Consider the following 13,821-nt stretch of genomic DNA (forward strand, 5'->3'; position numbering starts at 1 on the left):
TCTGTAAAACTATCCTGAAAATTGCATGGGCGAGTTCTAGAGGCACTTTGCAGGACTACGCTTCAGATGATCGGGAGGGATCTTTTTATGCACTTTGTTCGTACTGCTGCGCTTGGTTTGGTGGCTGGCACCTGCCTTACTGTGAGCGCACAAGCTGCCCAGTTGGGGCCGCGGCCTGCTTTTCTCGTTGAGCAGATGCAAGAGAGCCCGTTGAAGGATAAGTTGCGCGCCTGTATCGGCAATCCTGCAAAGGCTTCCAGTTTCACGATCGGGCACCGTGGGGCTCCCCTGCAGTTTCCTGAGCATACTTTAGAGTCTTATCAAGCTGCAGCTGTGATGGGTGCGGGGGTGCAGGAATGTGATGTTACCTTCACCAAGGATAAGGAGCTGGTCTGCCGTCATTCTCAAAATGATCTGGCGACCACCACAGATATCCTCGCGACTGATCTGGCAAGCACGTGTGTTGCTCCGTTTACTGCTGCTGCCAATGGCGAGAAAGCAACGGCAGAGTGCAGAACCTCTGAGATCACATTGGCGGAGTTCCAAGGTCTCACCGGCAAGATGGACGCCTCTAATCCAGCTGCAACAACGGTTGAGGACTTCCTGAAAGGCACAGCTGACTGGCGCACAGACCTTTATGCGGCAGCTGGTGCTGGCGGCACTTTGATGACCCATGCTCAGTCCATTGAGCTCTTCAAAGAACAAGGCGTTAAATTTACGCCGGAGTTGAAGCGCCCGAGCGTGAAGATGCCGTTTGACGGGTTCACTCAGGAAGATTTCGCTCAGAAGCTGATTGAAGAGTATAAAGCAGCAGGTATTCCGGCTTCTGACGTTTATCCGCAGTCCTTCTTTTTGGATGATGTGCTGTACTGGATCAAGAATGAGCCTGAGTTTGGAAAGCAGGCTGTGTTCCTTGATGGCCGCTTCCGCATGCAGGGCTTTGACACATCTGATCCAACCAGTTTCAAGCCGTCCATGGCTGAGTTGAAAGAGATGGGCGTGAACTATATCTCCCCTCCTCTCTGGATGCTTGTCACTCTGGATGACGGGAAGATCGTGCCGTCGGCTTATGCAAAGGCTGCGAATGAGGCTGGCATCAAGATCTTTACCTGGACGCTGGAGCGCTCTGGCCTGCTCTCTCACAACAAAGGCGGCTGGTATTATCGCAGCATCAATGATGCGATCACCAGCGAAGGCAGCGTTTATGAACTGCTGGATGTGCTGGCACAGGATGTGAAGGTGAGCGGTGTGTTTTCTGACTGGCCAGCGACAGTCACGTTCTACGCCAATTGCATGGGGATTGAGTAAGCCCCTCTCTTGCACTGATTTGCAATTTGGAAGCGCGCTTTACATGGCGCGCTTTTTTTTGCGCTGTCCGCAGCGTAAGCCCTGCCACACTCGTTAACCGATTTGCCCGCTGTCCCCGCAGTGCGTTTACCTTGTTCTTTTTAGCCAGCAAAAAAGCTTGACTCTCAAAAAAATATTTAGGGTCTCTATTTTCGCCATTTTAACTCCTCATAAACCTCTACCCCAAGGGAATCTGCGGCCGAATATTAATGAGGGTTAACTTCGAGACGAATATTCGAATCTGTAAATAAAGCGTTGATTCTAAAAGAATAAAAGATATCCACTATTAACCTCTGGTTTACCATAGTGGGTAACCATAGCACTCATGAATTGCGTGAGGTGTTGCGTCGCAATGAGAGTACAGCGTAAAGAAGGGGTGTCCTTGATGGCACCCCACATTTCCACCAAGCCAGACTGGCTTGATACAATTATTAAGGGCGACTGTGTTGAGGCTTTGAACAAGCTTCCTGACAACAGCGTGGATGTGGTTTTCGCCGATCCCCCTTATAACCTACAGCTGGGCGGAGATCTGCACAGACCTGATCATTCGAAGGTAGATGCCTGCGATGATCACTGGGATCAGTTCTCCAGCTTTAAAGCTTATGATGAGTTCACTCGTGCTTGGCTGCAAGCGGTTCGCCGCGTGTTGAAGCCAAACGGGTCCATCTGGGTTATTGGCTCTTATCACAACATTTTCCGCGTTGGTGCGGTGATGCAGGACCTTGGGTTCTGGATCAACAATGATGTGGTTTGGCTGAAAACAAACCCGATGCCGAACTTCCGTGGCAAACGTTTTACTAATGCTCATGAGACGCTCATCTGGGCCTGCCCTTCACAAGAGAGCAAGCCGACCTTTAACTACGATGCGATGAAGACGTTTAACGACGATCTTCAGATGCGGTCTGACTGGGTGCTGCCTATCTGCACTGGTCACGAACGCCTGAAGGACGACAACGGCGACAAAGTGCATCCAACTCAGAAGCCGGAGAGCCTGCTTTACCGCGTGCTGCTCTCCACTTCAAACCAGGGCGATGTGATCCTTGATCCATTCTTTGGCACAGGCACCACTGGTGCTGTTGCCAAGAAGCTTGGCCGCCACTTTGTGGGATGTGAGCGTGAAGACTCTTACATTAAAGCAGCTTCCGAACGGATTGACCGGGTTACACCTGCCAACGATGATTTTCTGGCGATGACACAAGGCAAACGCTCCCTTCCACGGGTTCCGTTTGGCAATTTGTTGGAGACAGGATTATTGACACCGGGCGCGGAACTGACCGATGCCCGTGGACGCTTCAAGGCTACGGTTCGCGCCGATGGTTCCTTGATCTGCGGCGAGCATTCAGGATCCATCCATAAGGTGGGTGCGCTCGTTCAGGGTCAGCAAGCCTGCAATGGCTGGACCTTCTGGCACATTAAACGTGGCAAGGCTCTTGAGCCGGTTGACGCCCTTCGGGAAGTCGTCCGCTCGCAAATGCCTAAGTAGCGTCTTACACAGTTCGTGTGGCGACCTCGCCCCACGGTTTACAGGGTTTGTCCCTGCTTCATATCCATATGACTTGGCCCCTGCCTTTCTAGGCGGGGGCTTTTTTTTTGTTTCACGAGTTTCTGAATGCCGCGTCTACTGAAGGTGAGCAATTAAGGGCTTTAAGCGTGATGAAGCTGCAACTTCTGCTAATCAGCCTCGCCCTACTTAAAGCCCACGCCCGCATGTCCAGTGAAATAATTAGAAGGTCAGCAAATATGCCCGTAAATACCCCGATCCCGTTGATAGCAGAGGATCACCTCATTTTCGGCACTATCCGTATCAAAAATGAGCGTTTTGCTTTGCCACAGCTTCCAAGTTCCTATTTCATGAATGGGGACAATGAGTTCATTCGTCTGCGCTTGATGCATGCTAACGGCTTCAAGATTATGCCTAGAGAAACAACCACTGTGGTTGCATTTTCGGGGGACTGGAACTCACGAGCTTCAATTACCGGTAATACTGAGCCTTATCAGCAGGTCACAAACCAGAGAACACACGCTACTTATTCTGACCAAACCGTAAACTACCAGCACGATTACGACTACACTCAGACATTCCGCTATACCGACGACATAATTTTCGCCCCGTTAGGTCACACCAAGACTAATATGCTCACCACAATTGACCACCTGAAAAAAATGAAATCTCACTTAACAATCTGAGGTACAACAACCGAATAAAACAATACCTGCCCGATGGTATTTACTACATGTCTGAAGGCCCGCTAAGAGGTGCGTTTTTTGGGTGTCATTCCGAAATAACCAACGGCTTACTGACCCCGTTAAATATTGCAGATGCACGAACAGCTTATAGCTCTGTTCATACTGGTCATACGCTGATTACTCGAGAAGCAATGGTCGCCTTCGTCAACTCACTGCCTCAAGGTTTCTCCAATGCTCCCTCGCTTTATCAGGCGGTTTTGCTTCTTGGGTCGAAGGAACAGAGTTTCCGCGTTTCTCAAAACGGGTTGTTGGGCCCCCTTATGATTGTCGCAACCAACACAAACTATTTTCCAGAGAATATGTTCAGCAGTCGAGATGAACAGTTCAAAGTGGTGAAAAGCTTCATTAATAACTTTGAGGCTTAAGCGACAGGTGTCTATGGAAAATGGCCGGCAGCAAGCTGACCATCTTGATCTTCTTTAACCGAACTCCACCAGTGCCTTACGACGCTTGCCGACTGCGAGCGTCAGTCGCTCTCCCGGTTTCAGGTCGCCTTCTGAAATCACCCGAGTTTCTTCCAGAACGATGGATGTATTCAGACGAACACCGCCGCCGCGGATGAGGCGGCGGGCTTCGCTGTTGGTGGTGGCGAAGTCGGTTTTTACCAGCAGGTCCAGTAGGCCGAGTGGTTTGGCGAGGAGGGAGAGAGGTAGCTCGTGGGTTGGTTGAGAGAGGTCTTCCTGACCGCTGAACAGAGCTTCTCCCTGCTGAAGGGCTGCTTCTGCTGCGGCCAGACCGTGGACGATGCCGGTGACTTGTGTTGCCAGGATCTTCTTGGCCTCATTCAGCTCCTGCCCTTGTAAGGAAGACAGGCGGTCAATTTCGCCCAGTGGCAGATCGGTGAAGAGTTTCAGTAGCCGAGGTACATCAGCATCATCCGCATTGCGCCAGAACTGCCAGAAGCCGAAGCTGGACAGGCGGGATGGGTTGAGCCACACCGCGCCTTCTGCAGTTTTGCCCATTTTGCTGCCCGAGGCTGTTGTCAGCAGTGGCAGTGTGAAGCCGAAAAGCTGGCTGCCGGAACGGCGGCCAAGGTCCACACCATTGACGATGTTGCCCCATTGATCAGAACCGCCAATCTGCAATGTGCAGTCGAAGCGCTGGTTGAGCTCAACGAAGTCAACGGCTTGCAGCATCATGTAGCAGAACTCGAGCACGGAAAGTGGTTGTTGTGCCTTAAGGCGGGAGCGGACGCTGTCGAAGGTCATCATGCGGTTGACGGTGAAGTGCGTGCCGAAGTCGCGCAGGAACTCAAGGAAGCGGAACTCGTCCAGCCATTCAGCGTTGTTGACGATCTGGCCCTGCCCTTCAGACAAGTCGAAGAGACGTTCTACGGTTGCGCGAATACCTGCGAGATTGTGCTCAATCTGGGCATCATCCAGCAGCGGACGGCTTTCACTGCGGAAACTTGGATCACCAACGCGGGTTGTACCACCGCCCACCAACAGGATTGGTTTATGTCCGGTTTTCTGCAACCAACGCATGGCCATTAATGGCAGCAGATGGCCGACATGCAGGCTGTCAGCCGTTGCATCAAATCCAGCGTATGCTGTGATGGGGCCTGCTTGGAGTTTTTCGTCCAGCGCTTCCAGATCCGTGCATTGATGCAGGAAACCGCGATCGATCAGCAGTTGAAGGGCTTCAGATTTGGGACGGAAGCAGCGCGTTGTATCTACCATTGTATGTTTCATAATGCTCTCCTTCGCCGCGCAGGAGAGCTAAAACACGAAAGCCGCCTACGCGGCGGCTTTTGGTTCTGACCTCAATTTTACATGAGTTTATAGGAACGCGGCCGCCGATATGTCGGGCGCATAATAATAAACCGCAGAAATGATGGTCAGGTTCTTGTTCATGCCCAAGTGTATGACCGCAACGGCCCTGCCCTGTCAAGAAAGTTTTGGCAGTTTGTGCTGCTCGGCGCTCCTCAAGCTGTACTTTTGAGCATATTCAGCTTTTGATGAGATCGGCTAACTCTTTCATATCATTAAAGATTGCCATTGGGTTTTGCTGTTCAAGCCGGCTGTGTAAATCTGCGTTGCCGTGGGAGGCTCCGGTGAAGCCGAGGGCGGTCATGCCTGCTGCCCGGGCGGCTTGCAAGCCGAGGTGACTGTCTTCAACAACCACGCATTTTTCGGGAGCGACACCCATCTCGCTTGCTGCTTTCAGGAACACATCTGGCGCTGGCTTGCCCTTTTCAACCAGATCAGCCGAGAAATATTTATTCTCAAACCGATCATATAGATTTGTGAGCTTGAGGGTATGTTCCAGGCGGTCCATGGAACTGCCAGAGGCGATGCACATTTGCAAATTCGGGAATGAGTTGTCCAACTCATGCAATGCTTCATGGATGCCAGCGATTGGCTTGAGATGCTGCTCAAAGGCTGCCTTTAGCGCCTCATCCTGATTTACGATCGCCTCGTGGTGGCGAATGTTGACGCCAATTTCCGCTTCAACCTGGCCAAATACTTCTGCAGATGACACACCGCAGAAGCGGGCGATCATTTCTTCTGTGCTGATCGGGTATCCAGCTTTGGTGAAGCCTTCGGCCTCGACCTGACAGCCAATCCACTCGCTGTCAATCAAACAGCCGTCGCAATCCCAAATGAGTAAATCGTAGTTCATAAGCAAATCCAATTGGTTATATCAGGCACAGTGTTGTCAGCAAGCATGGCATTTTCATGATACCGCAGGAGCACAATACAACTTATCCTCGCAGACTTAGCACGGTTTCAGCTCGACCTAGGAGATTTACTCCCAAAAACCTAGTAGTGAGCCTTTGCCAAAGCTCCGGTAGGCTGAGGGGTAAACACGCTGATTTGTGTACGGGGGACGTATGTCAGTTGCTTCTCAGGTGCGAAAGTCTGGTGCTGCGCGACGGCGCAAGCTCAAACCAACATTGATTGTCCGTATCCGCGGCGGCATTGGCAATCAACTCTTTCAGTATGCTTTCGGGCGGAAAATCGCGCTTGAAACGGGGATGAAACTTCGTTTCGACCACAGTGAGTACGCGCAGTATTTCAACCGCTCCTATTGCCTCAACCTTTTCAAAACGCAGGGTTTATCCGCCACAGAATCTGAAATGTCTGCCGTGCTTTGGCCTGCGCAAGGGTTTGGACAAACTGTCAAGATATGCCGCAAGTTCTATCCCTTCTATCAGCGCCGCTACATGCGCGAGGACGAGTTGCTGCGAGATGGAGATACTCCCGTCTTCAAGCAAAGCGCTTATCTGGACGGGTATTGGCAAAAGTGGGAGATGCCTTTCTCCATCATGGAGCAATTGCGAGAAGAGATCACGCTGAAGAAACCAATGGTGCTTGAGCGGCTGAAACTGCTGCAACGGATCAACTCCGGGCCATCCGTTGCCTTGCATGTGCGCTATGGCGATTATAGTCAGGCGCACAATCTACAGAATTTTGGACTGTGCTCTGCTGGCTATTACAAGGGCGCGATGGATTTCCTCTCAGAGCGCATTCCCGGCCTGACCTTCTATGTCTTCTCTGACAGTCCTGAACGAGCGCGTGAGGTGGTTCCGCAGCAAGACAATGTGTTTTTTGCGGATCCGATGCAGGATGGAAAAGACTATGAAGATCTGATGGTTATGTCATCTTGCGATCACATCGTCACCGCCAACAGTACCTTCAGCTGGTGGGCTGCTTTCTTAAACGGGAATGAAGAGAAACACGTGATAGCGCCGCTTAAGTGGTTCAAGAACCCCAATCTGGATGACAGTTTGATCGTTCCGCCGCACTGGCAGCGATTATAGTGCCTGTAATGCCGAAGTCGGTTTAAGCGAGTTCCAAAGCATCAACTTCGTGCAGGATCTGTCCAATTGCGTTTTGAGACAGAGAGAAGTGTTGGTGCGCCCCGCTCTTTTCTCCAATAACCGGCGCGTATCTTAGCCCTCGTACATGCGCGAGCCATGCATAAGCGCTCTGGACGTAATCTGCGGGGAAGATCTCAATCAGCTTGCCGCCTGCTTGTGTGAACAGCAGGTTTGTCAGGCCTGCGCCGTGGGTTCCAACGATGATCCTGGCGTTGTTGAAGAGTTCAACTTGCTCTTTGTGGCTTAGTTTGCCGGGAATGATGCTTTGAAAACCCCGTGCCTCCAACTGCTCTTTGAGGGACTTCTCGTTCACTATTCGGCGTGTTTTTGCATCATCCCGCGCAATATAGAGCCTTGTGGCTGGCGTCTTGTGCATATCAAGTTGGTATGCTGCCAGATAATGCGTTGCGACCATCGATGCGGCCTGTTCGCTGGCTGGGACTCTGTATTCGCAGTTCATCGCTGGTGTGCAGTGAAACAACGTCTTGCAATGGATGCGTTCGTTCCCTTTGCACTCTTCCAGACTGAGAAGAGGCGTCTCTTGAGCCAAATGCTCGTAAAACTCTTTCTGAAACTCTGGGAGATTTTCCCGAAGCAGTATTTTCAGCGGGAATGTCAGCGGCCCCAGTTGCTCTAGCAGAAACAGAAGCGGGAAGGCCACATCGCACAGGAAGTGGTAGTAGTGGCGATGACCAGCGGCCATGCCCAGCATGTTGATGGCTGCAGTCTGGATCGTCCTGTCCTTTAACCGCGCAAACCGCATGGTGTTGGGCGCTGCGGCTTCTATCTGGCGATGCTGCGCCTTTAAGACAGTTGCTCCGGTGCTGCCGAGGACCAGTGCATCAACGAGCTTAAACATCCTGAGCTGCGTGTGACCGGCAGGTGTGATTGGCAAAGGATAGCGGCTTTGCTCCAATGCGCCGTGTTCTTCAAAAAACGCCTGCACCTCTTGAGGCAGCGCACGAGAGCTGCGCTCATCAACGGTTAACAGCTGTTCATTTGGCGCGAGCCTTGGGTTTGCATTGTCTGGAAAGAAGTTGTTTCGATCACCGATGGACGGGAAGGTTCTGGCAAGGGTTGATTGCACCCGGAACCGAAGTTGCCGACTTGTTGGCAGCCAACTGCGCCATTTAGGTGCCTTACGCATCCCCCACCTCACCCGTTTTATCTGCTAAGCACGAATGACCGTATACCGGGCAGGACACTGCCAGTATCCGCATATTCTGATCAATCAATATCCATGGGCATCGGTATGGGCATGGATTGGGCCGCACAGAAAAAAGCCCGGCGTCTTTTTCAAGAGCCGGGCTATAAGTTTTTACAGAAAGCTCGTTGTTACGCGAGTTCTGGTTCCACCTTGGTTGGTTCTGGAGCCACCCATTTTAGGATTGGTTTACGCGCAGCCGCTGTTTCATCCAGACGACGGCGCGGAGCCAGGAACGGAGCACCCTCGAAGCGGTCTTTTTCGCCTGCTTTTGCACTCATCACCAGATCGCGCATGGTTGCGACGAACAGGTCCAGAGAAGCGCGGCTTTCGCTTTCGGTTGGTTCGATCAACATTGCACCACTTACGACCAGTGGGAAGTACATGGTCATTGGGTGGTAGCCTTCGTCGATCATCGCTTTTGCGAAGTCGAGCGTGGAAACACCAGTATCATTCAGGAAGCTGTCATCAAACAGAACTTCGTGCATGCATGGCTTTACACCGAATGGCAGGGTCATCAGGTCCTGCAGGCCAACGCGGACGTAGTTGGCGTTCAACACAGCATCTTCAGATGCCTGCTTGAGGCCATCAGAGCCGTGAGACTGCATGTAAGACAGCGCGCGTACATACATGCCCATCTGACCGAAGAATGCGGTCATACGGCCAAATGGCTGTTCACCGTCCTTCAACTGATCGGTTGTCTCAACAATTTCCAGCTCATCGCCATTTTTGCGGATGAATGGAAGCGGTGCGTATGGTGCCAGACGATCAGACAGAACAACCGGACCAGAACCTGGGCCACCACCGCCATGCGGCGTGGAGAAGGTTTTGTGCAGGTTGATGTGCATGGCGTCAATACCAAGATCACCCGGCTTTGCCTTACCAACAATCGCGTTGAAGTTTGCGCCATCACAGTAGAAGTAGCCACCAGCTTCATGGATTGCGTTTGCAATCTCAATCACTTCTGGCTCAAACAGTCCACAGGTGTTCGGGTTGGTGAGCATAAGCGCTGCCACCTGACCTGCGTGGGCTTCGATCTTTTCGATCACAGCTTCCACGGCCACTGTGCCGTCTTCACGTGCCGGGATGGACACAACCTTGTAGCCAACCAGTGCAGCGGTTGCCGGGTTGGTGCCGTGAGCACTTTCCGGAACCAGAACGACGGAGCGTTCTTCACCTTTGGCTGCAATTGCGTGCTTGATAGACATCATACCGCACTGCTCACCGTGAGCACCAGCTTTCGGGCTCATGGCCACAGCGTTGGTACCGGTAAGTTCCATCAGCCAGTCAGCCAGCTCAGAGATCAGCTCGAAAGCACCCGGAACTGTGGAGATTGGCTGCAGTGGGTGAATGTCAGCAAAGCCCGGCAGACGCGCCATCTTTTCGTTAAGGCGCGGGTTATGCTTCATGGTGCAGGAACCCAGTGGGTACAGGCCTGAATCAATCGCATAGTTGTTGCGGGACATGCGGACGTAGTGGCGCATGGTTTCTGGCTCGGACAGAGCTGGAAGCTCTACCGGCTCAGAACGCATGTGGTTGCCGAGGCGTGGAACGAAGTCCATTGGCTCGTCAAGGTCTACACCACAGTTGTCCATGTGGCCGATCTCAAAGATGAGCGGCTCTTCCATGTCCAATGCTTTGTTGCCCGTAAAGGTCTGGTGCGGCATTGGGGGGCCAGCTTCACCAGCACGTGTTGGACGTCCCTGATGGTTCATAGTCATGCCAGCACCTCCTTCAGAGCCTGCGCGTAGGCTGCACGGTCCTCATCGGTGTTCACTTCTGTGCTTGCAACAACGATAAGGTTGTCGATATCACCACCGGATTTGTCCAGACGGCAAACAGGAACACCGCCCAGAACACCCTTTGCAGCAAGAGCTTCAATCACGTCATGTGCATTCTTTGGCGTGCGAATTGTGAACTCGTTGAAGTACGCGGAGTTCAGCACTTCAACACCCTCAACCGCGGAAAGAGCATCTGCCAGTGCAACTGCGCTCATGTGGTTGATGCGAGCAAGGCGTGCAAGGCCTTTGCCGCCCAACAAGGTCATGTGGATGGTGAACGCCAAGGAACACAGACCGGAGTTGGTGCAGATGTTGGAAGTCGCTTTGTCACGACGGATGTGCTGCTCACGGGTGGAGAGGGTTAACACGAAACCGCGCTTGCCTTCTGCATCCGTTGTTTCACCACAAACACGACCCGGCATGTTGCGGATGTATTTCTGGCGGGTTGCAAACAGACCAACGTAAGGGCCACCGAAGGTGAGCGGGTTACCGATGGACTGGCCTTCGCCAACCACGATGTCCGCGCCCTGAGCACCTGGGCTTTCCAGAAGGCCGAGGGAAACAACTTCAGTGAACACTGCGATCAACAGAGCTTTGTGCTTGTGCGCTTTTTCTGCAATCGGTTTCAGATCGATCAGCTGGCCGTAGAAGGACGGAGACTGAACCACCACACAGGAGGTTTCGTCGTCGATCTGTGCCAGAATATCTTCTGTACCAGTTGGGTCTGCCGGCAGGGCCGCAACAGATGCACCAGGCAGCTTTGCAGAAACACCTTCGACCACTTCGCGGTACTGCGGATGCAGGCCACCGGAAAGAACCGCTTTTTTCTTGCGGGTTACACGGTGCGCCATCAACACAGCTTCAGCAGTGCCGGTAGATCCATCGTACATGGACGCGTTGGCGACTTCCATCCCAGTCAGGTTTGCCACCTGTGTCTGGAATTCGAAGAGTGCCTGAAGCGTGCCCTGTGTGATTTCTGGTTGATACGGGGTGTAGCTTGTCAGAAATTCAGAACGCTGGATCAGATGATCAACCGTTGCTGGCACGTGGTGTTTGTACGCCCCTGCCCCAACGAAGAACGGTAGAGATCCGGCACTGACATTCTTGTTCGCCATTGCGCTGAGCTGGCGCTCAACTTGCATTTCGGTCTTGCGACGCGGCAAGGTTGTCAGTTCTTCAAGGCGAACGGCCTCTGGGATATCGGCAAACAGCTCATCGATTGAGTCTACGCCGATACGCGCCAGCATGTCGGCGCGGTCGTTGTCTGAAAGCGGAAGATACCGCATGTTCTCTCTCCATCAGATTGTCTGATGCACATTGCAGCAAAAGCGAACAGGGCTTTTGCCATTTCCTGCCATGCGGCTGTCGTGCATGGCAGGTGATGAACGGCTTTTGGCTTATTGCGTATTCTTATTCCGAAAACCGGTCGGGCTTTTCGGGAGTACGCTTTGCCTTAAAGCGTTTCTACAAATGCTTTGTAGTCAGCTTCGCTCATCAGGGCTTCTAGCTGTGCAGCATTCCCGAGCTTCATTTTGAAGAACCATGCAGCGCCTTCTGGGTCTTCATTCACTTTTGCAGGCTCATCAACGAGCAGTTCGTTGCCTTCAACGATCTCACCATCGAGCGGCGCATATACTTCAGATGCAGCTTTCACGGATTCCACAACAGCAACTTCATCGTCCTGATCGACGGTTTTGCCGTTTTCTGGCAGTTCGACGAACACAACATCGCCCAGCTGGCTCTGTGCGAACTCAGTGATACCGACGGTTACTACGTCTCCCTCAACCTTCAGCCACTCGTGGTCTTTTGTGAAATATGTGCTCATTTAAGCGTTCCCTACACTGTCGTTTGTCGATTGAAATGTGATTGGGGCAGCCCGCTGCCCTCACCGGAATTATTTTGGTTTGCGGTAGTAGCGCTGCGCTACAAACGGCATCTCAGCAACCTTGGCAGGAAGCGCGCGGCCACGGACCACAAGCTCTAATTCTGTGCCAATTTCCGCCAGATTAGACGGGACATAGCCCATCGCAACTGGTGCGCCGAGAGTTGGCCCATAACCGCCAGATGTGACGCGGCCAATAATTTCTTCTGTACCCGGGACGCGGATTTCCGCGCCTTCACGTGCTGGTGCACGGCCTTCAAGCAGCAAGCCTACACGAAGATTTTCGGTGCCTTCAGCCAGCTGTTTCAGCACACGTTCACCACCTGGGAAATCACCTGCTTCTTTGCGGCGCTTCTGCATGCAGAAGGTGATATTGCCTTCAACAGGTGTGGTGTTTTCGTCGATGTCGTGACCATAAAGGCAAAGACCTGCTTCAAGACGCAGGCTGTCACGAGCGCCAAGCCCGATGGATTCAACGCGCTCATCTGCGAGCAGCGCTTTTGCAACTGCTTCAGCAGCGCCAGCCGGAATGGAAATCTCATAGCCATCTTCGCCAGTGTACCCTGAGCGGGAGGCGATAACGGAGATGCCGTCAAATTCCAGAGGACGCGCTTCCATGAAGCCCATTTCTGCGGCTTCTGGTGCGTGCAGCGCCATTACTTCAGCAGCTTTTGGACCTTGGATTGCGATCAAAGCGCGATCTTCAATGATCTCAAGCTTTACGTTTTCCGGAAGGGCTGCTGCGATGATTTTATAGTCGTTGTCTTTACATGCAGCATTTACGACAAGCATGAGGCGACCATCGTCTTCGCTCGCCAGAGGGCGAGAGACCATGAGGTCATCAATGATGCAGCCGTTGTCGTTGAGCAGAACGGTGTAACGCTGTTTGCCCGGCTTCAGTTCCTTCATGTTGGAAGGAACAAGTGTTTCCAGAGCAGCAGCAGTGGTTGCGTGGTCTGGGCCTACGAGCCAAGCCTGCCCCATGTGAGACACATCAAAGAGGCCTGCGCTTTCACGTGTGAAGAGGTGTTCTTTCATCACGCCAAGCGGGAACTGCACTGGCATATCATAGCCAGCGAACGGCACCATTTTAGCGCCAAGCTCTACATGAAGATCGAAAAGCGGTGTTTTTAGCAGGTCTGCAGCTTCAGCCATATGGTCCCCTCAGACAGTGGCGTACACATCAACGACCATTCCAAAGTCGCGGAATGATCGAGTACGCCCCCTCTGTCTCGAGAACCTGAGAGATTTCCCACGCTGGCAGCTACAAAAACCAGAATGGTTACTCCTTCGGTGAGAGCCTTAACATGCGATCCAGCAGGATTGCGTGCTCGGCACTGCTTTCCAGAGTGTTGCTTACTGTGCGGTCCTTTTGCCTGAGAGTTTCCGGGGCGGTTGCTCCTTCGGCGATAACCCAATGGGTGGCTTATTCTCTCCCGCACAGCTCTATCACGCGCCAGCCCTCCTCAGACCGGCGAATGTATTCCCCCTGAATGACTGCAACGTGACATTCAAGAAGGCTGGCGCGACACTATGA

General features: G+C 52.7%; 12 protein-coding genes and 1 riboswitch. Of the genes, 5 read left to right on the forward strand and 7 right to left on the reverse strand.

Going from position 1 to position 13,821, the window contains the following annotated elements; all coding sequences use genetic code 11:
• The first annotated feature begins 87 nt into the window (after positions 1-87).
• The 4 genes from PsW64_RS01120 (at position 88) to PsW64_RS27300 (ending at position 3,959) form a co-directional block, all read left to right on the forward strand.
• Positions 88-1,308 carry a glycerophosphodiester phosphodiesterase family protein gene (locus tag PsW64_RS01120; protein WP_063293751.1) on the forward strand — a complete coding sequence of 407 codons (1,221 nt, stop codon included), beginning with the start codon at positions 88-90 and terminating at the stop codon, positions 1,306-1,308.
• Between the two features lie 424 nt (positions 1,309-1,732).
• Complete coding sequence (locus PsW64_RS01125) at positions 1,733-2,830, forward strand: site-specific DNA-methyltransferase (protein WP_063287226.1); 1,098 nt, start codon at positions 1,733-1,735, stop codon at positions 2,828-2,830.
• Between the two features lie 107 nt (positions 2,831-2,937).
• Positions 2,938-3,534: a hypothetical protein gene (locus PsW64_RS01130; RefSeq protein WP_193757734.1), complete on the forward strand. Its 597-nt coding sequence runs from the start codon at positions 2,938-2,940 to the stop codon at positions 3,532-3,534.
• Between the two features lie 47 nt (positions 3,535-3,581).
• On the forward strand, positions 3,582-3,959 hold the full coding sequence (locus PsW64_RS27300; protein WP_153042321.1) for a hypothetical protein: 378 nt from the start codon (positions 3,582-3,584) through the stop codon (positions 3,957-3,959).
• Positions 3,960-4,013: 54 nt separating this feature from the next.
• On the opposite strand, the gene tyrS is transcribed toward PsW64_RS27300, so the two are convergent.
• Together tyrS and PsW64_RS01145 are read right to left on the reverse strand one after the other, a co-directional pair.
• Entirely contained in the window at positions 4,014-5,285 is a 1,272-nt protein-coding gene (tyrS, locus tag PsW64_RS01140; protein WP_063302424.1) for a tyrosine--tRNA ligase, read from the reverse strand.
• Positions 5,286-5,541: 256 nt separating this feature from the next.
• Entirely contained in the window at positions 5,542-6,216 is a 675-nt protein-coding gene (locus PsW64_RS01145; RefSeq protein ID WP_208980497.1) for an HAD family hydrolase, read from the reverse strand.
• Between the two features lie 211 nt (positions 6,217-6,427).
• Here PsW64_RS01145 and PsW64_RS01150 point away from each other — a divergent pair, with 211 nt between their 5' ends.
• Positions 6,428-7,357: an alpha-1,2-fucosyltransferase gene (locus tag PsW64_RS01150; protein ID WP_063302425.1), complete on the forward strand. Its 930-nt coding sequence runs from the start codon at positions 6,428-6,430 to the stop codon at positions 7,355-7,357.
• Positions 7,358-7,379: 22 nt separating this feature from the next.
• Here PsW64_RS01150 and PsW64_RS01155 read toward each other — a convergent pair whose 3' ends face one another.
• From PsW64_RS01155 to gcvT, 5 genes are all read right to left on the reverse strand, one after another.
• Positions 7,380-8,564 carry a glycosyltransferase family 61 protein gene (locus tag PsW64_RS01155; RefSeq protein ID WP_063302426.1) on the reverse strand — a complete coding sequence of 395 codons (1,185 nt, stop codon included), beginning with the start codon at positions 8,562-8,564 and terminating at the stop codon, positions 7,380-7,382.
• Positions 8,565-8,752: 188 nt separating this feature from the next.
• Entirely contained in the window at positions 8,753-10,342 is a 1,590-nt protein-coding gene (gcvPB, locus tag PsW64_RS01160; protein ID WP_063293745.1) for an aminomethyl-transferring glycine dehydrogenase subunit GcvPB, read from the reverse strand.
• Positions 10,339-11,688, reverse strand: a complete 1,350-nt coding sequence (gene gcvPA / locus PsW64_RS01165; protein WP_063293744.1) for an aminomethyl-transferring glycine dehydrogenase subunit GcvPA — start codon at positions 11,686-11,688, stop codon at positions 10,339-10,341. Before gcvPA ends, gcvPB begins: the two co-directional genes overlap by 4 nt.
• Before the next feature lie 167 nt (positions 11,689-11,855).
• Positions 11,856-12,227, reverse strand: coding sequence for a glycine cleavage system protein GcvH (gene gcvH / locus PsW64_RS01170; protein WP_057462902.1), 372 nt, complete (start codon positions 12,225-12,227; stop codon positions 11,856-11,858).
• 69 nt (positions 12,228-12,296) lie between these two features.
• Positions 12,297-13,439: a glycine cleavage system aminomethyltransferase GcvT gene (gene gcvT, locus PsW64_RS01175; RefSeq protein WP_063302427.1), complete on the reverse strand. Its 1,143-nt coding sequence runs from the start codon at positions 13,437-13,439 to the stop codon at positions 12,297-12,299.
• Positions 13,440-13,638: 199 nt separating this feature from the next.
• A riboswitch (glycine riboswitch) is annotated at positions 13,639-13,733 on the reverse strand.
• Between the last annotated feature and the right edge of the window lie 88 nt (positions 13,734-13,821).

The organism is Pseudovibrio sp. W64 (assembly GCF_001623145.1).
Classification (GTDB): Bacteria; Pseudomonadota; Alphaproteobacteria; order Rhizobiales; family Stappiaceae; genus Pseudovibrio.